This is a genomic window from Pseudomonas kitaguniensis (assembly GCF_049199985.1).
In the GTDB taxonomy this organism is placed as follows: domain Bacteria; phylum Pseudomonadota; class Gammaproteobacteria; order Pseudomonadales; family Pseudomonadaceae; genus Aquipseudomonas; species Aquipseudomonas kitaguniensis.
The window spans coordinates 30,367-55,276 of record NZ_JBLZPT010000024.1; the positions used below are offsets into that span (position 1 = coordinate 30,367).

Annotated in this window: 6 protein-coding genes; 1 reads left to right on the forward strand and 5 read right to left on the reverse strand. The window is 64.4% G+C overall.

Annotated features, from left to right (window positions below):
* Positions 1-46: 46 nt before the first annotated feature.
* From ACOZK9_RS22895 to ACOZK9_RS22915, 5 genes are read right to left on the reverse strand one after another with little or no spacing between them, the layout of a single operon-like run.
* Complete coding sequence (locus ACOZK9_RS22895; RefSeq protein ID WP_421556617.1) at positions 47-13,957, reverse strand: non-ribosomal peptide synthase/polyketide synthase; 13,911 nt, start codon at positions 13,955-13,957, stop codon at positions 47-49.
* Positions 13,958-14,003: 46 nt separating this feature from the next.
* Positions 14,004-17,027: a non-ribosomal peptide synthetase gene (locus ACOZK9_RS22900; protein ID WP_421556618.1), complete on the reverse strand. Its 3,024-nt coding sequence runs from the start codon at positions 17,025-17,027 to the stop codon at positions 14,004-14,006.
* Positions 17,028-17,061: 34 nt separating this feature from the next.
* The gene (locus ACOZK9_RS22905) at positions 17,062-18,108 is read right to left on the reverse strand and encodes a TauD/TfdA family dioxygenase (protein WP_421556619.1); all 1,047 of its coding nucleotides are present in this window, start codon (positions 18,106-18,108) and stop codon (positions 17,062-17,064) included.
* Between the two features lie 16 nt (positions 18,109-18,124).
* Positions 18,125-21,496: a condensation domain-containing protein gene (locus ACOZK9_RS22910; RefSeq protein WP_421556620.1), complete on the reverse strand. Its 3,372-nt coding sequence runs from the start codon at positions 21,494-21,496 to the stop codon at positions 18,125-18,127.
* 8 nt (positions 21,497-21,504) lie between these two features.
* Positions 21,505-22,485, reverse strand: a complete 981-nt coding sequence (locus ACOZK9_RS22915; protein ID WP_122250729.1) for a TauD/TfdA family dioxygenase — start codon at positions 22,483-22,485, stop codon at positions 21,505-21,507.
* Positions 22,486-22,750: 265 nt separating this feature from the next.
* Here ACOZK9_RS22915 and ACOZK9_RS22920 point away from each other — a divergent pair, with 265 nt between their 5' ends.
* On the forward strand, positions 22,751-24,811 hold the full coding sequence (locus ACOZK9_RS22920; RefSeq protein ID WP_058412028.1) for a TonB-dependent receptor: 2,061 nt from the start codon (positions 22,751-22,753) through the stop codon (positions 24,809-24,811).
* Positions 24,812-24,910: the final 99 nt, after the last annotated feature.

Sequence of the window (24,910 nt, forward strand, 5' to 3'; positions counted from 1 at the left end):
GATCCATTTCAAATACGGGGAGAAAACGGCGAACGACGCAGCGTTTTCAGGCATTCGGTTTGCGCTTGAGCTTGCTCAGCAACGTGTCCAGCGACTTCTGATTCAGCGCCTTGGCCAACGGGAAGTCGGACGGCATCAGTGCTCCGGCGTGTGGATCAAGGCAGTGTTCGAGCAGTGCTTGCAGGTGCGTCAGCAGGCGCCCCGGCAGGTCGCGGTCGGCGGCCGGGCTGACGCTGTGCCAGTGCAGGTGCAGCACGCCGTCTTCCAGCCATGCCACCACTTCACGGGCATGGCTCACCCGGTTAATGCCGGCAACCTCGGGTGGCGCCGCCAGCGTGCTGGCGCGCAGCCAACCGGCGGGCGGTTGCTCGTGGCCCAAATAGTTGAACAACACGTCACCGGTGGCCGCCGGCAATTCACCGCGCAGGCGCAGCAAACCGTGGCCCAAGCCCTGGCCTGGAACCGCGCGCAAGGCCTCTTTGGCCTGGCGCACCCAGTCGCCGACGCTGCCACGCGCGTTCACCCGCAGCGGGAACAGGGTGGTGAACCAGCCCACGGTGCGGCTGACATCCAGCCCCGCAAAACCTGCATCACGGCCGTGGCGTTCCAAGTCGACGACGATGTCCTGGCGCTGCTCGACTTCCGCCAGCGTTGCGACGAGCGCGGCGATCAACAGTTCTTCGGGCTGGGTGCGATAGGCCGCATGGGACTCGGTCAACCATTGATGAGTGCGCGGCGCATCCCAACGCGCCGCCAGGGTCTCGCGCTCGGCCACCGTTGCCTGTGGCCGAGGGTTAGCAGCGACCTGGCTGGCCCAGTAAGGCTGTTCGGCGCCGACGTTGGCCGCGTGCGCGTGCATCTGCTCGGCCCACTGGCGATAAGCCGTGGTTTTCGCCGGCAGTGTCGCCGGCGTGCCGTTCTCCAGCGCGGCATACAGCGTCTGGAAGTCTTCCAGCAGCGGCGCCCAGGACACCGCATCGATCACCAAGTGATGCGCCACCAGGTACAGGCGTTGCGGCGTGCCTTCGAGCAGCGCGGCGGCGAACAGCGGGCCGTGTTGCAGGTTCAGGCTTTGTGCGACCTGTTGCAGTTGCTCCACGTGCGTCACGCGGGTCAACTGCGCAGGTTCGACCGCAGCGATGTGCGCTCGCCATGCGCCGTCCACTTCGGTGAAGCGCAGGCGCAAGGCGTCGTGATGCGCGACCAGCCGATCGAGTGTCGCTTGTACGTGGGCGAGTTGCAGCGGGCGCTCGCTGTCGGCCAGCACCGACTGGTTCCAGTAAGCGGCCTGCGGTTGTTGCTGGTCAAAGAACCATTGGTGCAGCGGCATCAATGGCATCGGGCCAACGATGTCGCCTTGCTCGGCCACGGCCAGCAGTGGCGTGATCACCAAGGCCAGTGCCGCCGGGGTTTGCGCGCGGAACAGGTCTTTCGGCGTCAGCGCGTAACCGTGGTCGCGCAGGTGTGAGATCAACTTCAGGCCGAGGATCGAGTCACCGCCCAAGGCGAAGAAGCTGTCTGCAGCACCGACCGCGCGGCCAGCGGTGAGGCTGTCGCCAAGCAACTCGCTGAACAGTTGGCACACCAGGCTTTCCAGCGCAGTGCGCGGCGCCACTGGTTCGTGCTGCGCCTGCGGCAACGGCAGCGCCGCCAGGGCTTTGCGGTCGAGTTTGCCGTTGCTGGTCAGCGGCAGGCTCGGCACCTCTACCCAGACCGCAGGCAGCATGTAGGCCGGCAACTCGGCGCCGAGCGCAGCGGCCAGGTCCGGCTGCGGCGAGTGGCTGCTATAGAACGCCACCAAGCGGTTATCGATGACCAGCGTGCACGCGCCGGTGATGCCCGGTTGAGCCAGTAGCACGGCATCAATTTCGCCCAGCTCGATGCGCTGGCCACGCAGTTTGACCTGATGGTCGAGGCGGCCGAGGTAGTCGACATTGCCGTCAGCGAGGAAGCGGCAACGGTCGCCGGTGCGGTACAGGCGTTCGCCGTCGACCATCAGGAAACGTTCGGCGCTGAGGTCGTCACGCTTCAGGTAGCCCCGTGCGACGCCGACACCACCGATGTACAGCTCGCCGATGCTGCCAATCGGCAGCGGTTGCTGGGCGTCATCGAGGATGTGCAGGCGCAGGTTGGCAATCGGTTTGCCGATCGGCACCACGCTATCGGTGACCGAACAGCGCCATACCGACACGTCAATTGCCGCTTCGGTCGGCCCGTACAGGTTGACCAACGCGGCCGGGTGTTGCGACATAAAGCGCTGCACCAAGTCGACCGGCAGCGCTTCACCGCTGGCAAACACTTGGCGCAGGCTGCGGCAGTCGGCCAGGCTTGGCTCTTCAACAAACGCGCGGAGCATCGACGGCACGAAGTGCAGCGTGGTGATCTGTTCCTGCTGGATCAACTCGCTCAGGTAAGCCGGGTCGCGATGGCCGTCGGGGCGTGCAACCACCAGCGTAGCGCCAGTGATCAGCGGCCAGAAGAACTCCCAGACCGACACGTCAAAGCTGTACGGGGTTTTCTGCAAGACTCGGTCGTTCGGGCCAATCGGGAACGCGTCCTGCATCCAGTGCAGGCGGTTCATCAGCGCGCCATGTTCGTTCATCACGCCTTTGGGCTGGCCGGTGGAACCGGAGGTGTAGAGCACGTAGGCGAGGTCACTGGCGTGGACGCTCAGCGGGTCTGCGGCAGGTGCCTCTGGCAGCGTCTCCAGCGTCCAGGCGGAGTGGCCTGCGGGCAAGTGTGGCAGCCACTGCGCTTGCGTCAGCGTAACGTGTGCGTCTGCGTCAGCGATCAAAAACGCCAAGCGGGCAGCCGGCAATTCCGGGTCCAGCGGCAACCAGGCCGCACCGGCATGCACCACGCCGAGCAAGGCAACGACCATCTCCACCGAACGCTGCATGCACACCGGCACAATCGACTCGCGGCCAATACCGGCGCTGCGCAGAGCGCGGGCGACGGATTGCGCGCGCTGGTCCAGCTCGGCATAGCTGAGGCGCTGGCCTTCAAACACCAATGCCGGTGCATTCGGGGTCAGTGCGGCTTGTTGGGCCAAGGCCGTGTGCAGGTTGCTTGGGCCTTTATAGTCACGCTCGGTCGCGTTCCACTGCGCAAGCTGCGCCTGATCCTGCGACTGCGGGAACAGCTCGACCAGCGCGCGTTCCGGCGCAGCCACCAGTGCATCGAGCAGGGCACACCACTGCGCGCTCCAGCGTTGCATCGTCGCGGCGTTGAACAGCGCGGCCTGGTATTCCAGCGTAAGGCGCATGTCGCTGCCGTCGTCGTGGACTTCCCAGCTTTGTTCGAACTTGGCGTCGATGGCCGGCAGCGTCTGTTCCGTCAGGCTCAGGCCCGGCCACTGACGACTGTCCATGCGGCCGTGGTTGAGCGAGAACAGCACCTGAAACAGCGGCGTGCGGTTGAGGTCGCGGCGCTGGGCCACGGCGCCGACCAAGGTGGCGAAAGGCAGGTCGGCATGTGCCTGGGCGGCGCGCAGGTCGGCTTCCAGGTTGGCCAATAAGGTCGCCGCCGGGGCCTGTTGATCGATCTCGCTGCGGATCACCAGCGTGTTGACCAGGCAGGCCAATAGCGCTTGGGTTTGCGGCTGGTCACGCTGGTCGGCCGGAGTGCCCAGGCGAATCTCACGCTGGCCGCTGTAACGTGCGAGCAGTGCACTCAGGGCCGCCGCCAGCACCACGTACGGCGTGCTGCCGCGCAGCCGCGCGAACTCGCGGATCGCGGCGGCGCGCTGGGCGCCAAGGCTGACGCTCAGTTGACCGGCGCGCCGATCCGCTTCGGCGGCGCGTGGCTGGTCGAGTGGCAGTTCGAGGGCATAGTCGTCCTGGCCGAGGTGCTGTTTCCAGTAGTCCAGACTGAGCTGGCGCCGGGCCTGAGTGTCTGCTTGGTGTTGCCACACGGCGAAGTCAACATAGTCGATCGCCAGTGCCGCCCAGCCCGGCGCTTGCGCGTCGAGGCCGGCACGGTAGGCCTGCGCCAGTTCGTCGATCAACAACTGCATGGCCCAGCCATCGGTGGCGCTGTGGTGCAGGCACACCAGCAGCAGGTGTTCGTCGCTGCCGTGGCGTTGCAGCAACTGCGCGCGCCACGGGGCGGCGTTCGCCAGGTCAAACGGGGCCATCAAGTCAGTTTGTGCCTGGCTGCACGCGGTCTGCCAGTTATCGGTGGCAACCTCGGTCACGCGCAGCGCCGGGCCTTGCGGGTCGATCAGCAATTGCGCTTCGCCGGCGACTTCGACAATGCGGCTGCGCAACACCAGGTGGCGCTCACTGACCAGGTCAAATGCCTGCCGCAACACGGGCACGTTGAGGCTGCCGCTCAAGCTCAGTGCGAACGGCATGTGGTATTCGCGCGACTCCGGCACCAAGCGGCTGAGCATCCAGAAGCGCTGTTGCGCCAGGCCCAGCGGCAATACTGCCGGGCGCGGTTGTGCAGTGATCAGCTCGCCGGGCAACGCATCGCGCAGGTGCGCGGCCAACGCCGCCACCGTCGGTTGGGCAAACAGCAGCGCCAATGGCAAGCTGACGTTGAGGCGTTCACGCACACGGGCGACCAAGCGCGTGGCGAGCAGCGAATGCCCGCCGAGCTGGAAGAAGTTGTCGTCGATGCCTGGCAGCGGGCATTCCAGCACCTCGCTGAACAGTTCGCAGAGCAGCGTTTGCGTGGCGTTTTGCGGCGCCCGGTGCGGCTGTTCGCGGGGCGCGTCCGGCAGGTTGATGGCGGCGAGCGCTTTGCGGTCGAGCTTGCCGTTGCTGTTCAGCGGCAGGTGGTCGAGCTGCACCAGCAGGCTTGGCAACATGTGCGTCGGCAACTGATTGCCGAGTGCCGCGCGCAGGCTGGCTTCATCAGCGTCGCCACTCCAGAAACTCACCAAACGCTGATCCAGCAACACGGTGGCGGCGTCACGCACGCTAGGCTGAGCCAGCAACGCGGCGTCGATTTCGCCCAGTTCGATACGCTGGCCGCGAAGTTTGACCTGATGGTCGAGGCGGCCGAGGTAGTCGATATTGCCGTCGGCGAGGAAACGGCAACGGTCGCCGGTGCGGTACAGGCGTTCGCCATTCACCATCAGGAAGCGTTCGGCGCTGAGCTCATCACGCTTCAGGTAGCCCCGTGCGACGCCGACACCACCGATGTACAGCTCGCCGATGCTGCCAATCGGCAGCGGTTGCTGGGCGTCATCGAGGATGTACAGGCGCAGGTTGGCAATCGGTTTGCCGATCGGCACCACGCTATCGGTGACCGAACAGCGCCATACCGACACGTCAATCGCCGCTTCGGTCGGGCCGTACAAGTTGACCAGCGCCGCCGGGTGTTGCGACATAAAGCGCTGCACCAAGTCGACCGGCAGCGCTTCACCGCTGGCAAACACTTGGCGCAGGCTGCGGCAGTCGGCCAGGCTGGGCTCTTCGACAAACGCGCGGAGCATCGACGGCACGAAGTGCAGCGTGGTGATCTGTTCCTGTTGAATCAGTTGGCTGAGATAGGCCGGGTCGCGATGGCCGTCCGGGCGTGCAACCACCAGCGTAGCCCCGGTGATCAGCGGCCAGAAAAACTCCCAGACCGACACGTCAAAGCTGTACGGGGTTTTCTGCAAGACTCGGTCGTTCGGGCCAATCGGGAACGCGTCCTGCATCCAGTGCAGGCGGTTCATCAGCGCGCCGTGCTCGTTCATCACGCCTTTGGGCTGGCCGGTGGAACCGGAGGTATACAGCACGTAGGCGAGGTCAGTGGCGTGCACATCGAGTGCCGGGCTGTTTTCAGCGGCGGGCAGCGTGTCCAGGGTCCACGCCGTGTGCCCAACGGGCAAGTGTGACAGCCACTGCGCTTGCGTCAGCGTCACTTGGGCGTCTGCGTCAGCGATCAAAAACGCCAAGCGGGCAGCCGGCAATTCCGGGTCCAGCGGCAACCAGGCCGCACCGGCATGCACGACGCCGAGCAACGCTACGACCATCTCTACGGAACGCTGCATGCACACCGGCACAATCGACTCGCGGCCAATACCGGCAGCGCGCAGGGCACGGGCGACGGTGTGTGCGCGCTGGTCCAGCTCGGCATAGCTGAGGCGCTGGCCTTCAAACACCAGCGCCGTTGCATTCGGGGTCAACGCGGCTTGTTGGCTCAGGGCCGTGTGCAAGTGCGTCGGCCCGGGGTAATCACGCGCGGTAGCGTTCCATTCAAGCTGCTGCTGACGCTCGGCGGGCGTCACCGCCGACCAGTCGCCAAGGCGCATCTGTGGCGTTTCCAGCATGGCTTCCAACAGCGCTTGCCATTGCGTCAACCAACGTTGGGCGGTGGCGTGGCTGAACAGCGCGCTGCGGTATTCGAGCAACACCGACAGCACCTCGCCGTCGTGCACTTCCCAGTTCAGGTCGAATTTGGTTGCGCTGGCGGTGACCGCACGTTCGCTGACCTGCAATTGCGGCCACTGGCTGGCACTCGCGGCGCCGTTCTGCATCACGAACAGCACTTGGAACAACGGCGTCTGGCCGAGGCTGCGCTGCGGCGCGAGGTGTTCGACCACTTGGTCGAACGGCACCTGTTGATGCTGTTGCGCGTCCAGCACGGTATTACGCACCTGATCGAGCAAACCGGCGAAATCCAGGCTCGGCTCCAGGTCGGCACGCATCACCACGGTGTTGACGAAGCAACCGATCAGCGGCTGCAACTCGGCCAATGGCCGCTGGGCCACCGGGCTGCCGATGCGCACGTCGCGCTGGTTGGCGTAACGCCCGAGCAACAGTTGTGCGGCACTCAGCAACAGCATGTACAGGGTCGCACCGCGCTGTTGCGCGAACTGGCGCAAACGCGCGGTCAGCTCGGCGGGCAGTTGCAACTGCACCGAACCGGCGCGCGGGTCGAGCACCTGCGGGCGCGGCTGGTCGGTGGGCAGTTCGAGCCGGTAGCCTGGGTCTTCAAGCTGCGTGCGCCAGTACGCCAGTTGGCTGTCGAACAGCGCCTGCTGCGCAGGCTCGCGTTGCCACACGGCGTAATCCGCGTAGTGCAGCGCCAGCGTTGGCAGGTTGGGCGTGCGGCTCTGGCAGTGTGCGCTGTAGCACTCGGCCAATTCGTCGAGCAGGTTCTGGGTGGAGGCGTCGTCGGTGGCGCAGTGATGCAGGGTCAGCACCAACAATGCCTGGCGGTTGCGCTGAAGCAACGTCGCGCGGATCGGCACTTCGTGCGCCAGGTCGAAGCGCTGCGCGGTGGCGGCCTGGATCGCGGCGTCGGTCAGTTGCTGCCAGCGTTGGTCGTCGACGGCATCCAGCGGCGTCAGGCCCAGCGCCAGCTCAAACCGCGGCTCAATCACCGACGCCAATTCACCTGCGGCTTCACGCACGATGCGGCTGCGCAGGATTTCGTGGCGTTGAATCACCGTGTTCAGCGCCGATTGCAGCGCCGCCAGGTTCAGCTCACCGTCGAACTGCACCGCGCTGACCACATTGTATTCACTGACGCCGCTCAGTTGTTCGAGGAACCACAGGCGCTGCTGTTCGAACGACAGCGGCAAGCTGGCGGGGCGCTGCGCCGGTACAAAGGTTGCGGCAGGGCTTTGCAGCGGCTGCGCCAGCAACGCGGCCAGCGCTTGCAAGGTTGGGTGTTCGAACACTGCACGCAGCGGTGGCACCGAGGCAAATTGCTGACGCAAGCGTGCAAACAGCACCGCCGCCAGCAACGAATGGCCGCCGAGATAAAAGAACTGGCTGTCACGCCCGATCGCGCTCACCGGTACAGTCAGCAGCTCGGCCCACAAGGCCGCAAGTTGGCGTTCGGCGTCGGTACGCGGCGGGTCTTGCGCGTCCGGTTCGGCTTGGGTGTCTGGCGCGGGCAAGGCCTTGCGGTTGAGTTTGCCGTTATCGGTCAGCGGCAATTGGTCGAGCACCACGAACGCTGAAGGCACCATATAGTCGGGCAGCGCGGCGCCGAGGCTGTTGCGCCAGGCATTTACATCAGCCGCGTGGTCGGTGGTGACGTAGGCCACCAGGCGTTTGTCGCCGGGCATGTCTTCACGCGCCAGTACCACCGCCTGACGCACGCCGGGTTGCGCGCCGATCAAGGCTTCGATCTCACCGAGTTCCACGCGGAAACCACGAATTTTGACCTGATGATCCATGCGGCCGAGGTATTCAAGCTGGCCGTCCGGCAGCCAGCGCACCAAGTCGCCGGACTTGTACATGCGCGCCTTTGGCAGCGGCGAAAACGGGTCGTCGATAAATACCTTGGCGGTTTGTTCAGCGCGGTTGAGGTAACCCAAGGTCACCCCGGCACCGCCGATGTGCAGCTCGCCGGGCACGCCCACCGGCATCGGGTTAAGGAACGCATCCAGCACGTAGGCACGCACGTTGGCGATTGGCCGGCCGATGATCGGGCGTTGCGGGAAATCCTCCACCGCGCAACCGGTGGCGTCCACCGTGCATTCGGTCGGCCCGTAGGTGTTGAAAAAGCGGCTGCCGCGGATCGACGGCAGGCGCTGCCAGAGCTGTGCGTCCACCGCGTCGCCGCCAAACAGCACAAAGCGCGGCAGGTAGGTGTCGCCACGGCGCACGCCGTCGGTTTCGAGCAGGTTCTTCAGCTGCGCCGGGGTGCATTCGAACGCGTCCAGGCGCGTCTCTTGGAAAAACTGCGCGAGTGCAGCCGGGTCGTAACGCACGTCTTCGGGCGTGAGGTACAGACTGTGGCCGTCGAGCAGCAAGATCAGCTCGGCGACGGAACTGTCGAACGCGAATGAATAGTTGAAGCTGGTGCGCATCGGCTGGTCGGTGTAGCGCCGGTACAGGCCGTGGATACGCGCCCACGCGAGGTTGACCACGGACGCGTTGGTGACCAGCGTGCCTTTAGGCTTACCGGTCGAACCCGAGGTGTACATGATGTAGGCCAGGTCATTCGGCCCCGCGATTGGCGCGAGGTTGTGGCCTGGCTGCGCGGCGAACAGCGCGGCATCAGCGTCCAGGCGCAAGCGCGGCAACTGGCTGCCGAGCTGTTCGAGCAGGCCTTGCTGGCCGAGGAACAACAGCGGTTGTGCGTCTTCAAGCATGTACGCCAGACGCTCCACCGGGTAGCTCGGGTCCAGCGGCACGTAGGCGCCACCGGCCTTGAGAATGCCCAACAGGCCGATCAACAGCTCCAGCGAACGCTCGACACACAGCGCCACCGGGCTATTGGCAACCACGCCTTGCGCCCGCAGCGTGTGCGCGACCTGGTTGGCGCGCCGGTTCAATTCGGCGTAGCTCAGGCGTTGACCTTCAAAGCACAACGCATCGCGCTGCGGGGTGCGCTCGGCTTGCTGTTCGAACAACTGGGCGAAGGTCAGGTGCTGCGGCACCTCCATCTCGGTGCGGTTCCACTCGACCACAGTGCGTTGCCATTCGGCCGGCATCAGCAAGGGCAGGGCGGCGACTGCGCGCTGTGGCTCGGCCAGCGTTTGTTCCAGCAAGTGTTCCAGGCGCGCGAGGGTTTGGCGCGCGCTGTCTTGGGTAAACACGTCGAGGGCGAACATCAGCTCCAACTGGATCGGCGCATTGGCCGGGCACAGCACGTGCAGGTCGAGGTCGCATTCGGAATGTTTGAGCGGCGTGTCGAGGGCTTCGAAGGCCAGCCCCGGAAACTGCAAGCGCGACTCCATGGCCAATTGCTGCGCGACCATCACTTGATACAGCGGCGCATGGCTGAGGCTGCGCGGCAGTTGCAGGCTGTCGACCAACTGCTCGAACGGCAAGTCCTGATGCTGCAGGCCTTCGCGCAAACGGCTGGCGATTTGGCTGACCAACTCACTGAAGTCTGTTTGCGCGGTAAAATCAGCGCGAATTGCCAGGTTGTTGAGCAAGATCCCCAGCAAACCCTCGGTGCCTGGTTGCTCGCGGTGAGTCACCGGCGTGCCGATCAGCACCGTGGCCTCGCCACTCAAACGGTGCATCAGCACCGCAAAGCCTGCGAACAACACGCAGAACGGCGTGGTGCCCAAGCGACTGGCGAAGGCTTGCACGCGGCCGCTCAGGTCGGCGCTGAGTTCACGCTGTACCAGGCCTGCGCGGTAGCTTTGCACCGACGGCCGTGGGTGGTCGGTGGGCAACGCCAGCAACGGGCTGGCGTCCTGGTCGCGGCGGTCGAGGGTGCGCGTCCAGTAATTGAGTTGACGCGTGAGTTCGGCGCCTTGCAGGTGCTCGCGCTGCCACAGCGCGAAGTCGGCGTATTGCAGGGGCAGGGCGGGCAATTGTGCGGCGCTGCCGTTGCAACGCGCTTCATAGCCCAGCGCCAGTTCGCGCAGGGCGATGGTTGCCGACCAGGCGTCGGAGACCAGGTGATGCAAGGCGATGCCCAGAACGTGTTGGCCCGGCGCCACTTTGAGCAGGCGCGCACGCAGCAGCGGTGGCGCCGTCAAGTCGAACGGTTGTTCAAAGGTCGCTTGCAGCGCGCTGAATTGCGCGCCCTCACGCGCCGTGGCGCTCAGGTTCGACAAATCTTCGAACGGCAACGCGAAGTCCAGCGCCGCGCTGATCTGCTGGCTCGGCACGCCGTCAACGCTGCGGATGCCGGTGCGCAGGATTTCGTGACGTACCAGCAAGTCATTCAGGCTCGCCTGCAGCGCTGCAATGTTGAGTTGACCTTCGAGGTGCAGCGCAAACGGGATATTGAACAGCGTGGTGCCCGGTGTCAGTTGCTCGATAAACCACAGCCGTTGTTGCGAGAACGACAACGGCAGCAGCGCTGGCCGAGGCTTGGCCTGCGGCGCACTGTGCGCGGCGGTGTGCGCTGTGGCGGCGTGCGCCTCACGCTCGGCGATGGCCACGGCCAGCAGCGCGACGCTCGGCTGTTCGAACAGCACGCGCAGCGGCAGGTCGAGTTTGAACTGGCTACGCAGGCGCGCGACGATCTGGGTCGCCAGCAGCGAGTGGCCGCCGAGGGTGAAGAAATTGTCTTCCACGCCGACGCTGTCGCGACCGAGCACCTGCGCCCAGATAGCGGCGATGGCGGCTTCGCGTTCGTTGCGCGGTGCGATGCTTTCCAGCGTGTCGGCCTGCCAGTTCAGTTGCAGCGCGGCGAGGGCTTTGCGGTCGACCTTGCCGTTGTTGTTCAGCGGCAAACGTGACAGGCATTCAAACGCCGCCGGCACCATGTACGGCGGCAGTTGCGCGCGCAGGTGTTGGCTTAAGCCGCTGTCGCCCAGCGTGTCGTCATGCGCCGACCAGTAGGCCACCAACCAGGCTTCACCGACGCTGTTCTCGCGCAGCAGCACGGCGGCTTCGCGTACGTTCGGGTGCTGCGCCAGGCGGTGTTCGATTTCAGTCAGTTCGATGCGGTGCCCGCGCAATTTGACTTGCTGGTCGCGCCGGCCGAGGTATTCGATCACGCCATCGGCGCGCCAGCGGCCGAGGTCGCCGGTGCGGTACACGCGGCCGTCGAGGTGCGGGTGCTGGATAAAGGCCTCGGCGGTACGCTGCGGGTCGTGCAGGTAGCCAAGGCCGACGCCGACGCCGCCCACGCAAATTTCCCCGGCGACGCCAATCGGCACTGGGCGCAGGGCTTCATCCAGCACGTACAAGCGGTTGTTGGCCGTCGGCTGGCCGATTGGCATATGGCTGATGCTGGCGTGCGGCGCTTGGGTAATCGGTTGGAACGCCACGTCATCCGAGCATTCGGCCGGGCCGTAAGCGTTCATCAGCGCGATGCCGGGGAACCGCGCAAACCAGTCGCGGGCCACCGTCGGCGGCAGTGCTTCGCCGGTCGGCAGCACCCAGCGCAGGTCCGGCAGTTGCAAGTCGCACGGGCACAGCGCAAGCAGCGTGCGCATCAGGCTCGGGACGATTTCCAGCACATTCAGGCGCTCGCTCGCGAGCACCTGCAGCAGGCGTTGCGGGTCGTGGGCAACCTCGTCCGGCAGAATATGCACGGTCGCGCCGAGTACTGGCGCGGCGAGGAACTGCCACACGCAAATGTCGAAAGCCACCGACGCGGTCTGCGGGATGCGGTCAGCCGCGTTCAGCCCCAGCGCCGGAACTTTGCCGAAAATATTATTGAGCATGCCGCGTTGTTCGATCATCACGCCCTTCGGCGTGCCGGTCGAACCCGAGGTGAACAGCACGTAAGCCAGGCTGTTCGGGCTGCCAAGGGGCGCCAGCGGCGCGTCGTTCGGGGTGTTCCAGGCCGCTTCGGCAAACAGCGCCGTGGGCGCGAGGTCGAGGCCGCTGAGCAGTTGATCGAGTAGCGCGTGGCAATCTTCAGTCGCCACCAGCAGCGGCGCGCGCGACAGGGTGAGGATCTCGCGCAGGCGCTCCGGCGGGTGGTTGACTTCCAGCGGCAGCATCGCCGCGCCGGCCTTGAACACGGCAATCATGCAGGTTAACAACGCCAGGCCACGCGGCGCGACCAGCGCGACCAACTGGTCTTCGCCAGCACCGGCTGCGCGCAGCGCATGCGCCAGGCGGGTGGCGCGCCGGTCCAGCTCGGCGTAGGTCAGCGACTCACCGTCGCACACTGCGGCAACCTGCTCGCCGCGCTCTGCGACGTGCCTGGCAAACAGCTCGGCGTAACTTTTGTCCAGCGCAAAATCGTGCGGGTTCACGGCCCATTCGCCGAGCAATTGCTGACGCTCGTCAGTGGCCAGCAGCTCGAAACTGCCCAGCGGCGCCTCGGGCGCGGCGAGCATGCCGCGTACCAGGCTCGCCAAGTGGCCGAGTAAACGCTGCACGGTGTCGGCCTCGAAACGTTCACGGTCGTACGACACGCGAATGCCCAGTTGCTCGCCGGGCAGGATCACCACGGTCAGGCCGTAGTGGGTGTGCACGCTGTGGTCCATGCCATCGAGGGTGAACTGGAAACCACCGTGCAGAATCTGTTCGTCAATCGGTGCGTTTTCAAACACCAGAATGCTGTCGAACAAGGTTTCGCCACGCGGGAAATCGCTCCAGCCCTGAATGTCGGTGAGCGGCGTGTGTTCGAAGTCGCGCATGTCGACGTTCAGCCCTTGCAGCGCGCTGAGCCAGTCACCCAACGGCGCTTGCGGGTCGACGCTGACGCGCAGCGGCAAGGTATTGATGAACAGGCCGATCATCTCGCCGACGCCGGTAAGCTCGGCCGGGCGCCCGGCCACGGTGACGCCGAAGACCACGTCGCGTTGCCCGCTGTAGCGCGACAGCAGCAGCGACCATACGCCCTGGAAAAACGTGTTCGGGGTAATCCGGCGGCTGCGGCAGAAGCTGGCGAGCGCCTGGGTTTCGCTCGCGCTGAGGTGAATCAACTGATCGGCGACCAGCACCGCGTCGGTGTAGCGGTCGCGCGTCACGCCATTGTCGACCGTCAGCGCGGTCGGTGCATTAAGCCCCTGCAACTGCCCGCGCCAGAACTGCTCGGCCTTGCCCGCGTCCTGGCGTTGCAGCCATTGAATGTAGTCACGGAACGGCCGAGGGCTTTTGATCTGTGGCGTGCCACCGTTGCACAAGGCCTCGTAGACCTTGAGAAAGTCCACGGTCACCAAGGAGATGCACCAGGCGTCCATCAGGATGTGGTGGAAGCTGCGGATGAATTCATACGACTCGTCCGCCAGACGCACCAGGCGAAAGCGAATCAGCGGCGGTTTGGACAGGTTGAAGCCGAGCTTCTGCTCGTCTTCGAGCAGCGTACGAATACGCGCTTCCTGTGCCGCCGGCGCCAGCCCGCGCAGGTCGAGGGTATCCAGCGGCACCTTGACCTCGCGGTGGATCACCTGCACCGGTTGCTTCTGGGTTTTCCACTGGAAGCTGGCGCGCAGCGACGGGTGCAACGCGACCACTTGACGCCAGGACTCAAGGAACGCGCCTTCATCAATGGCCCCACCGATGCGGTAACGATCCTGCATCAAGTACACGCCGGAGTCTTCGTGCAGCAGGGAGTGGAACAGCATCCCTTGTTGCAGCGGTGACAGCGGGTAGACATCTTCGATCGGATTGCGGGTGGTCTGTTCGGTGGTCATTCAAAACGTCCTGCAAAAAAAGGGGCTACGGCGCCAGGCGCGGCGGTTACAGGTCGGCGTCGTTGAGCTCGGCCATCAGCGCGTTGAGTTCGTCTTGCGACATCCCGGAGGCACTGAACTCGGCGCTCTCGGCTTCGACATGGCGAGCGTCCAGCGGCTGCGCGACGCTGGCCATGGCGGCAATAGTCTGGTGTTCAAACACATGCTTGGCCGACAGCGCGATGCCGTGTTCATGCGCCTGCGCCACCACTTGCAGGCTGAGGATTGAGTCGCCGCCAATCGCAAAGAAATTCTCGGTGACGCTGATGCTCGACAGCTTCAAGACCTTGGCGACGATGCCGTGCAGCGTGGTTTCCATCGGCGTGCGCGGGGCAACGTGGGTGCTTTGGTCAAAGGCGTCCGGGTCGGGCAATTGGCGCGTGTCGAGCTTGCCGTTGGGCGTGCGCGGAAACGCGCTGAGGGTCAGCACGCGCGCGGGCACCATGTACGACGGCAAGCGCTCGCCCAGGTAGCGCTTGAGCGCTTCCGAATCCGGCGCGTAGCCATGCGCGGCCAGCACGTAGGCGAGCAGGCGTTTGCCGGCAGGTTGGTCCTGCACGATCACCGCGGCTTCGCGCACGTCGCTGTGGCTGCACAGTTGGCGCTCGATTTCGCCCAGCTCGATGCGGTAGCCGCGCAACTTGACTTGATGGTCCTTGCGCCCCAGGAACGCCAAGCGCCCGTCGGCCAGCCAGCACGCCAGGTCGCCGGTGCGGTAGGCGCGGGTGCCATCGGCGAGGGTCACGAAGGCCTTGGCGGTTTCAGCGGGTTTGTTGCGATAACCGCGCGCCAGGGTCGGCCCGGCAAGCACAATTTCGCCGGGTTCGCCGATACCGCTGGCGGCCTCGTGCTCGTTCAATACGCGCAGGTCCATGCCGGCAATCGGTCGGCCGATGGTCAAGGCGCGCTCAGGGCTGAGCACGTCGCAGGTCGCCCACACGGTGGCTTCGGTCGGCCCGTATTCGTTGACCAGCAGGGCGTGCGGCAAGGCTTTACTGTGCTGGGCGATCAGCGACGGCGGGCAGGCCTCACCGGCGACGATCCAGCAGTGCAGGCTGTCGGCGCTGCCGAGTTGATCGAGCAACGCCTGGTACAACGACGGCAGCGACAGGCCATGGCTGACGCGGTGCGCGGCGATCAACTGCGCCAGGCGCGGCATGTCGAGTTCTTCACCCGGCGCCGGCAATACCAGGCGCCCGCCTTGGGCCAGGGTCCAGAAAATACCCGCCACCGAGCTGTCGAAGGCAAACGAGGACAGCAGCAGGTAAGCGCTGACCGGCGCCGCATACGCGGCCATGCGCACCTGCGTTGAATAGCTCAGCGCGGCGTGGCTGATTTCCACCGCCTTGGGTGCGCCGGTGGAGCCGGAGGTGTAGATCAAATACGCCAGGTCTTCAGCGTCGGGCAGTGGCAACGATGGCAGGGCATCGCCGCTGTGCAGGTCGTCCAGCACAAAGCATTGCAGGCCAGCCGGCACGCTGTCGGCCAGTTCCGGGCTGACCACGATGTGCGCGATGCCGCTGTCGGCGAGCATGTAGGCGCGCCGGTCCTGCGGGTAGCTCGGGTCGACGGGCACATAGGCGCCACCGGCCTTCAGCACGGCGAGCATGCCGACGATGGCGGCGTTGCTGCGCGGGAACAAAATGCCCACCGGCACGCCCGCGCCGATGCCGGCGTTGACCAGTTGGTGCGCCAGTTGCGTCGAGCAGGCGTCGAGTTGCGCGTAGCTCAGGTCGCCGTGTTGGTCACTGAGGGCGACGGCGCTGGGGTGTTGCTGCACTTGGCGAGCGATCAGCTCGACCAGCGTGACCGCTTCGATCTGCGGCGGTTGCGCCTGGCTCGCGATGATCTGCGCCTGCAGCGGGCCGTTCATCGGCAGTTGCGCCCACGTGTGTTGAGGTTCGGCCAGCGCCGCCAGCAGCAACTGCGACCATTGTTCGGCGAGGCAGGCGGCCGCTTCCGCGCTGAGCACGTTGCGGTCGTAGATGATCTGCGCGTTGAGCTGGTCGGCGCCTTGATGCACGTGCAGGCATGCCTTGGCCGGGCTCATCACCGCGCTGGCGTCGCGTTCGCGGGCATCGCTTGCACGCCAGGCAAACGCGTAGCCGCCCTTGAGGTCTTGGGTGTAATAGTCTTGCCAGCCCGTGGCATGTTCGACCACGGCGCTGACGTGGCGGCTCTGTTCCAACAGCGTGGTCTGGGTTTGCAGGTCGATGCGCACGGGCAGGGCTTGCTCAAACAGGCCCACGGCGCTGTCGAGTTCCGGGCCTCGGCTGGCATGCATCAGGCTGATCGGCACGTGTTGTTGCCCTGACAAACGCCCCAGCAGAACGGCCCAGGCCGTCAGCATCAGGTCGGCGGTCAATGCCGGCTGCAATGCCGGGTGGTACGCCAGGTTTACCGCCACGCGCGCCGGTGCAAACCCGCCGCCCAGCGGGGTTTCCAGCGACAACTGCAAGGCGTGCTGTTCGCTGTCGGCCGAGGGTTTCCAGAACGCCGCACCGGGGTGCTCGGGCGCGTCTTCGCTGAGGCTCCAGCGCCACTCCGCGTAGTCCGCGTATTGCAGGGTGTCCGACAGGTCGGGCGGGGTGTCTTGCAGCAAGGCTTCGGCCAGCAATTTCAGGCTGGTGAGGTCGAGGTGGCTGCTCGCAGCGGCCAGGTGCAACTGTGGCCCATCGGGCAGTTGCAGCAGCGTGACCGCCAGCGGTTGGCTCCAGTCGCGCGTGGCCAGTGCGGCCTGTTGCTCAGCCGGGCAGAGGTGACGCAAATCCTTCAGCGTAACGCTCAGCGAGGTGGTGTCATGGATCACCTGCACCGGGTGGCGCAAGCCCGGCACGCTGGTCAGTTGAGTGCGCAATATCTCGCTGCCGTTGGCCAGCGCTTGCAGGCGCTGGGTCAACGTGTGGGCGTCCAGCGTCTGGCTGATCGACCATTGCAAATGGCAACTGAACGGGTGTTCGGTTGCACCGTTGAGGTGTGGGTACAGCGCCGCCTGTTGCGGCGAGATGCGAAAACCTTGAAGTCCGTTCATGTTCAACTCAACTGCAAAATGGGGTAAGTGGCGCTCACACAGCCACGTCGCTGGACAGCAAGGCCTCGGCCATGCCGGTCATGATTGCGCGCTTGCCGGTGAAGGGCTCGCGACCATGCACCGCCAGCATGTTGTCGATAAACAGCACGTCGCCCTGTTGCCAGGTGAAGCGCACCAGCGAATCCAGGTAGGCGGCGCGCAGCGACTCCAGCACCTGCGGCTCGATCGGTGTGCCGTCGCCATAAAAGGTGTTGGTGGGCAGGTCGAGGTCGTTGAAGTTGCCTTGCAGCGAGTCGCGGATGGCCGGTGGCAGGGTGCTGATGTGAAAGAAGGTCGCGTGGTTGAACCAGACTTCTTCGCCAGTGCGCGGGTGACGCACCGTCGCAGGCCCGCGTTGGCGGGTGCGCAGGCGGTTGTTTGGTTTCCATTCGACTTCAATGCCGACGCTGGCGCAGTAGGCTTCGACTTCGCTGCGCTCCGAGGACTGGAACACGCTCTGCCAGGGCAGGCCGAAACCGTCGCCGTAGTTGCGCACGTAGAGCACGCCTTTTTCACGGAAGCGTGCTTCGATTTCCGGGCTTATGCGGGTTTTTACCGCACGCGTCGAACCGATTGGGGTTTCGCCGCCGGTCTCGGAAGGCAGTTGGCAATAGAAGAACAGCCGCAGCGGAAAGCGCGGCGAATACGAATGTTCGTTGTGCGGGAAAATCATCTGGTCGGCCGGGTAATCGGTCGAGGTGTAGATATTGCCGCCGACGCGGGTACGCGGTGAGGCGCGGAACATGTATTCCAGCGCGCCGGGCGACAGGGCAGCGATCACCTGGTCGAATTGCTCCACCGACGCCACGCCGAACCCGCGAAACAGCAGGGCGCCGTAGTGCAGCAGTTTTTGTTCGAGGCTTTCACGTTCGCTGGCGGCCCAAGCGGCGAGGTCGACGCCGCTGACCCTCGGTTCAATCACCAGCGGCAAGGCGTGGTCGGGGCTGAGCAGGCGTTCGCTGACCAATGGCTGTTGCGCGACGTTCAGCGCTTTGCGGCGTACGCCGCCGAGTGTGCGGGGTGCTGGGGGCGCGATAGGCATACAGGCATCCACCTTATCAAAGGGTCAGTGAGCGACGTTTGGTGTGCAGCAACTGGCTGCGACCGGCGAGGGCTTGCGACTGTTGGGCGTCACGGCGCACGGCCTGGTCCCAACCGTCGAGGCGCTCGGCCAATGCCGTCAGCGGCTCGCCGAGCAGGTCGCGGGCTTCGCCCAACAGGCGCGTCCACAGGTGCTGCAGGCGCTCGGCGCGCTGCGGGTCGAAGTACTCGCCACGGTATTTGAGGGTGGCGTCGATACCGTGGGCGGCATGCACCAGGTCGAGTACCAGGTGAAAATCCCCCGGCGCCTGTGCCACCGCCATTGCCGTTAGCTCGGCGCCGGCGAGGGTGGCGGGTGCCACGCGTGACGGCTGATAGTTGAGCTTGACCTGAAACAGCGGCGAATGCCCCGGGCGTCGTGCGGGTGCCAACGCGGCGACCACCAGGTCGAACGGCAGGTCTTGATGGGCGTAAGCCAGTCGCGCCTGATCGCGCACCTGCTGGAAAAACTCGGCCAGGGTTAACTCACCCTGCACGTCGCAGCGCAGCGTGAGTTGGTTGACGAAAAAGCCGATCACCTCGTTATGCGCGGCCAGCGGGCGGCCGCTGACATCGGTGCCGAGCAGGAACTGCGCCTGGCCGCCCAATTGCTTGAGCACCAGTTGGTAGCTGGCCAATAACAGCATGAACAGGGTCATGCCGTGTTCGCGGGCAAGGCTTGCCAGGCTGTCGCAGGTGGCTTGAGGCAGGTTGAAGTTCAGGCTGTGTTCGGCGTGCGTGCTGCCACTGCCGCCCAAGTCGAGGCTTTGCGGCACATCGGCCAGGTGCTCGCGCCAGAATGCTTGCTGCGTGGCGATGCGTTGCGGCGTCCAATGCGCGGCTTCCCAGCGCGCAAAGTCGAGGTACTGCACGTGGCTGGTTGGCGCGGTTTCGGCGGCCAGTTCGGCGAGCAATAGCTGCGCGGAACGCCCATCGAAGGCAATGTGGTGCAGCGTCAGCAACAGGTGGTGTTGCGGCGCGTGGCTGATCAGATGAGCGCGCAGCACGGGGCCGTGCTTCAGATCGACCGGGCTTGCGTGTTCACGGTCCAGGCAATCCTGCAACTGAGCGTGACGGCTCAGCACCACGGCGCGGGTGGGCAATACCCGCTGTTGCGGCCCTTCGGCGCTGTCGTGGTAGACCGTGCGCAGCACACTGTGACGCTCGACCAGTGCATTCAGCCGTTGCGATAACGTATCTACATCAAGTGGGCCTTGCAGCGTGAGGTGCAGCACCAGGTTGTGGCGGCTGTCCTGCGGGTTCAATTGATGCAGGAACCACAGCCGGCGTTGCGCGAAAGATTGGCGGCTGTGGTTGGCGGTGGTGCTGGTTGCGGCCTCGGCAATCGGCGCCGGCGTGTTGAGGTAGACCAGCAGCGCCTGTGCCCATTCGGCCAGGCTTTGCTCGCCGAACAGGCTTTGGGTGTCGAGGTTCCAGCCGAGGTCGCGGTGCAGGCGCGCGGCAAAGTCAGCGACGCCGATGGAATCCAGGCCCAGGCCGATCAGGCTGAGTTCGAAATCGACTGCCAGGTACGGGTTGATTTCAGCCAGGGTCTGTTGCAGCCACTGGCGGCACGTCGCAGTGCTGGCGTGCTGACGCAGGTGATCGACGTCAATGCGTTCGACAGGCGCGGCAGTTGCAGCACCGCTCTGGGCGATGATGCTCAGCGTACCGGCGGCGAGTTGCGTGCGCGCCCCTTGGCGGGCAATTTTGCCGCTGGTAGTCATCGGAATGGTGCCGGCTTGCACCAGCACAATCTGGTCAATGCCGCAGTCAGCGGCTTCGCGCACGGCGGCTTGCATTGACGCAAACAGCGCAGGGTGATGCGCCGGTTCGACGAATTTGCGCTGCGGTTCGGCGACGATCACCAGTTTTTCGCGGCCCAACAGCGGGTCCATCTGCGAAAAGGCGGCGATGCGCCCGGTGCGAATGCCTGGCTCGCTGTCGGTGATCGCAAACTCGATGTCGTGAGGGTAGAGGTTGCGGCCGTTGAGGATCAGCAAGTCTTTCAGGCGCCCGCAGATTACCACTTGGCCTTTGTGCATAAAACCCAGGTCGCCGGAGCGCAGGTAATGCCCAGGCTCGCCGACAATTTGCGCCTCGAACGCGATGCGGCTGGCTTCGGGGTTTTGCCAATAGGCCTCGGCGTTGCTTGGGCCTTGCAGCCAGACTTCGCCGATGCGGTCGGCGGCGCAGCGCTCAAAGGTCTGCGGGTCGGCGATGGCGATACGGTGCAGGGCCTGCGGGTAACCGCAGGCGACAAATTCCACGGCCGCCGCGTCGCCGCCTGCGAGCACCGCGCGGCCGCTTTCCAGCACGTTCTTGTCCAGGCGCAACACCACCGGCAGCGCGTCGGCGGGCGTTGCGCTGACACACAAGGTGGCTTCGGCCTGGCCGTAACCGGGGCTGATCGCCAGAGGGTTGAGGCCGCAGGCGGCAAAACGCTGGGCGAAGGCGTCGAGGGTGCCGGGGTGGATCGGCTCGGCGCCGTTGATGGCGTGCCGCCAGGCGCTCAAGTCGAGCTGGGCGATCAGGTTGTCGCTGACCACACGGTTGCACAGCGCGTAGGCGAAATTCGGCGCGAAACTGGCGGTGGCGCGATAACGGCTCAACGCCTGTAACCACGTCGACGGCGAATTGACGAAGGTTTGCGAGGCGATCAGGTAGCACGGCATGCCGCTGTAGAGCGGCGCGAGTACACCGCCGATCAGGCCCATGTCGTGGTACAGCGGCAGCCAGTTGACCATCGCGCCGTGCTCATCGAAGCCATAGGCCTGGCGCATCAGTTCGACGTTGGCGAGCAGGTTGCGCTGGCGAACTTCAACCCCTTTCGGCGTGCCGGTGGAGCCCGAGGTGTATTGCAGGAACGCGACGCTGGCGCCGTCCACCGAAGGCCGTTGCCATTGATCGGAGGCAGGCGTGCCGAGGTCGTTGACGGTGAACACGTCGATGCGCTGCTCCACCAGCTCGCGCAGCGCTTCGCAGTGCTCAAGCGGGGCGAGGATCAATGCCGGCTGCGCATCAATCACCACATTGCGCACGCGGTCCAGGTGCCGCGGTTTGCGCGACGGCGGCGGGAACAACGGCACGGCGATCAGCCCGGCATATAAGCAGGCGCAGAACGCGCGAACATAGTCGAGGCTGCTGGGCAGCATCAACAGTACCCGCTCGCCTGGTTGGCAACGCGCTTGCAAAGCGGCTGCCAGCGACTGGGATTGTTCGTGCAGTTGGGCAAAGGTGAGGGTTTCGCCGATCTCGACGCCGTCGGGCAAAAAATGCAGGGCGGCACGCTGCGGGAAGTGCAGGGCGTTAGCCTCCAGCACGTCGATCCAATGATTGAAGGTAAACATGCTGGGATTTACGCCATGGCCACGATGACTTTACGGTCACCGGTGTAAGGGTTGCGCCCGTGGGCGACCAGTCGGTTGTCGAGCATCAGAATGTCACCGGCTTGCCACGGGAAGCTCACGGCGGTCTGGTCGTAGACCTCACGCACCGTGGCGAGCATCGCGTCGGGGATCGCCGAGCCGTCGCCGAAGTACACGTGGCGCGGCAGGTTTTCTTCACCGACCGCCGCCAACAGGCTGGCGCGTACGCCGGGTTCAATGGCCGAGACGTGAAACAGGTGGGCCTGGTTGAACCAGACCCACTCGCCGGTTTGGGGGTGCTGCAACACGGCTGCGCAGCGCTGGCGGGTGCGCAGGTCACCGTCGGGTTTCCATTCCCACTCGATGCCGTTGGCCTGGCAGTAGCGCTCGACCTGGGCGCGGTCTTCGGTGTTGAACACCTTCTGCCAGGGCAGGTCGAGGGCGCCGCTGTAGTTGCGCACGTAAAGCAGCTCACGGCTGGCGAACAGGTCGCGGATCTCGGCGGGCATGCGCTGGTAGATCAGGCGGCTGTCGCAGATCGGGGTTTCGCCGCCGGTTTCACTGGCCTTGATGCAGTGAAACCAGATGCGCGACGGCCACGGCCGGGTGTAGGCCTGTTCGTTGTGCAGGGGAATACATTGATGGGCCGGGTATTCAGTCGAGCTGTAGACCCCGGCGAACACTTTGCTGCGTGGCGTGGAGCCGAATTCGTAGCTGGCCAGCGGCGCGCCGAAACTCGCGGCAAAACGCTTGAAGTCGATGGGTGTGGCCACATTAAAGCCGCGAAACAGCACACCGCCGACGCTGCGCAAGGTCGCATCGAGGCTGTCTCGGATCGACGGGTCGAGGGCGTGGATCGATTGCCCTGGTTCGGCCTGAATCAACCTCGGCAGCGTCGCTGCAGCGGGGGCTCCATCTGTGCTGATGGAAACAGGCGCGGAACGTCCGTTGGGGTGTTCGATTGAGGTCATCCTTTGCACATCCTGTTGTTTTTCTGGCTCTGTAGCAACGTCAAAGCGGGCCTTGGAAGCTGGGCAGAGGCCTTCACAAAACATTGAAACGAAATGTGTGCATCTCGATACTGAGGCCATACTAGGTGTGAATGCGAGGGATTATCAATACTATTCCTTTAATATTTTTTTTCGACTAGACTCCGCCCCGCTGGGAAAAAACAGCGGTTTGCCGACGGATAAAAATACCAATAACTGCATAAACAACTGCGGTAGGGGGCGGGGCGTGAATTACAAAATTAATACACTTGCGTTGGCGGTAGGGTCTGCTATGTGCCTGATGAACAGCGCATGGGCCGACGATCAGCCAGCCGCACTGGAAATGGCTCCGATCACCGTCACCGGTGAAAAAATCAACCGCACGCTTGAGCAAACCCAGTCGAGTGTAGCCGTGGTGACGGAACAGCAACTGCGCGACAAGGCGGATCACAGCCTGATCGACGTATTTGCGCGTACCCCTGGCGTGTACAACCAGGCCGGTAACGAAAACTGGGGCATCCGCGGTGTGCCGGTGTCGGGTTTCGATGACCAGGGCCCGGCCACCCTTAATGGTGCAGTCTCGGTGTACGTTGACGGCGCCCAGCAACCCAACCGCGCGCTGACCCTGAGCCCAATCGGGCTGTGGGATACCGAGCAGGTCGAAGTGTTCCTTGGCCCGCAATCCACCACCCAGGGCCGCAACTCGCTGGCCGGCGCGGTGGTTATCCAGACCAAAAACCCAACCTTTGACCCGTCGTTCTCCGCGCAGACCAACATTGGCAACTACGGTGAACGCGGTGTAGCCGTGGCGGGCGGTGGCTCGATCGTCGACGACAAGATCGCCGGGCGTATCGCCATCGACACCCAGGACGGCGACGGTTATATCCGCAATACCACCAACCACGACGATGCCAACCCGCACCGCACCAGCAACTATCGCGGCAAGTTGTTGATCACGCCGAACGACGACACCGATGTGCTGCTGACCTACGCGCACAGCGAACACCGCCAGGGCGACAACTCGATCACCCGCATCGGCGACAAGGTGCAGTATTACAAGATCGACTCCAACACCAAGGCCTACGACAACCTTAACCAGGACACCCTGAGCGCGAAGATCGACTGGCGCCTCAACGATGCCTGGACGCTGACCAACCTGACCACCTACACGCATTCGGACTACACCGCGCGCAAGGACTTCGACCAGACTGCCACGGCCAACAATGTCATCTATCGGAAACAGTCCGGCGATATGTTCAGCCAGGAACTGCGTTTGGGTTATCAGTCCGACACCGTGCGCAGTTTTGGCGGGGTGTACTTCGGCAACACCACCAACAGCTTCCACGACCGTTTGGAGTTCAACAACGTACCGCGTGGTGCCGCCAAGGGCGACGTCGATATTAAGAACGCTGCGCTGTTCGGTGAAGTGGACTGGGACTTCGCGCCCAACTGGACGCTGATCACCGGCCTGCGCTACGACTACGAAACCAACGATACCGACATCAAGCAGGACGACTTCTCCAGCCCTGGCAAGGTCAAAAAGAGCTTCAATGCGTTCTTGCCGAAAATTGGCGTGGACTATCAATTCGTTCCCGACCAATACGTCGGGTTCATGGTGCAGAAGGGCTACCGTGGCGGTGGTGTTAACGTGCGGGCAGGTGGCGGTCACCAGGCTTACGATCCTGAATACACCACCAACTACGAGCTGTCGTACCGTGGTTCGTTCCTCGAAAAGACCCTGCGTGCGCGTGCCAACCTGTACTACACCGACTGGAAAGACCAGCAGGTCAGCGTGCTTGACCCGTCGGGTGATTTCTTCCTGGTTTACAACGCCGGGCGCAGCGACATCAAAGGTCTGGAAGTGTCTGTCGAAAAAGACTTCGGTGAGCAGTTGACCCTGAACGTCGGCGGCGCCGTCACCGACGCCAAGTACAAGGACTTCAACACCGGTGATGGCCTTGACCGCAGCGGCCAGCCGTTCCTTTATTCGCCGAAGTACAAAATGTCGGTGGGCGGTACGTACCGCTGGAACGAGCGCCTGACCCTTAACACTGACCTCACCTATCAAAGCACGGCGCCGTCCGACTTCGAGTTCGATGATAACGGCCAAGTCAGCAAAGTACGCCGCAGCGACAACTATGTGCTGACCAACTTCAGCACTGAATACAAGGTCACCAAGAATGTGGCGGTGTCCGGTTACCTGAAAAACGCGTTCGGCAAGGAATACGTTACCAGCAACCGCATCGGCGACATCATTGACGTGGGCGCCCCGCGTACGTTCGGCCTGGTGCTGCGTTACGACATGTAAGTCGATGGGCGCAGGGATGCGCGTTCCCTGCGTCTGGTTTCAAGAGTTTGGCTGCCGGGCGCATGCGTGCCCGGGCAGCGCTGCTTGCTTCCAAACCCA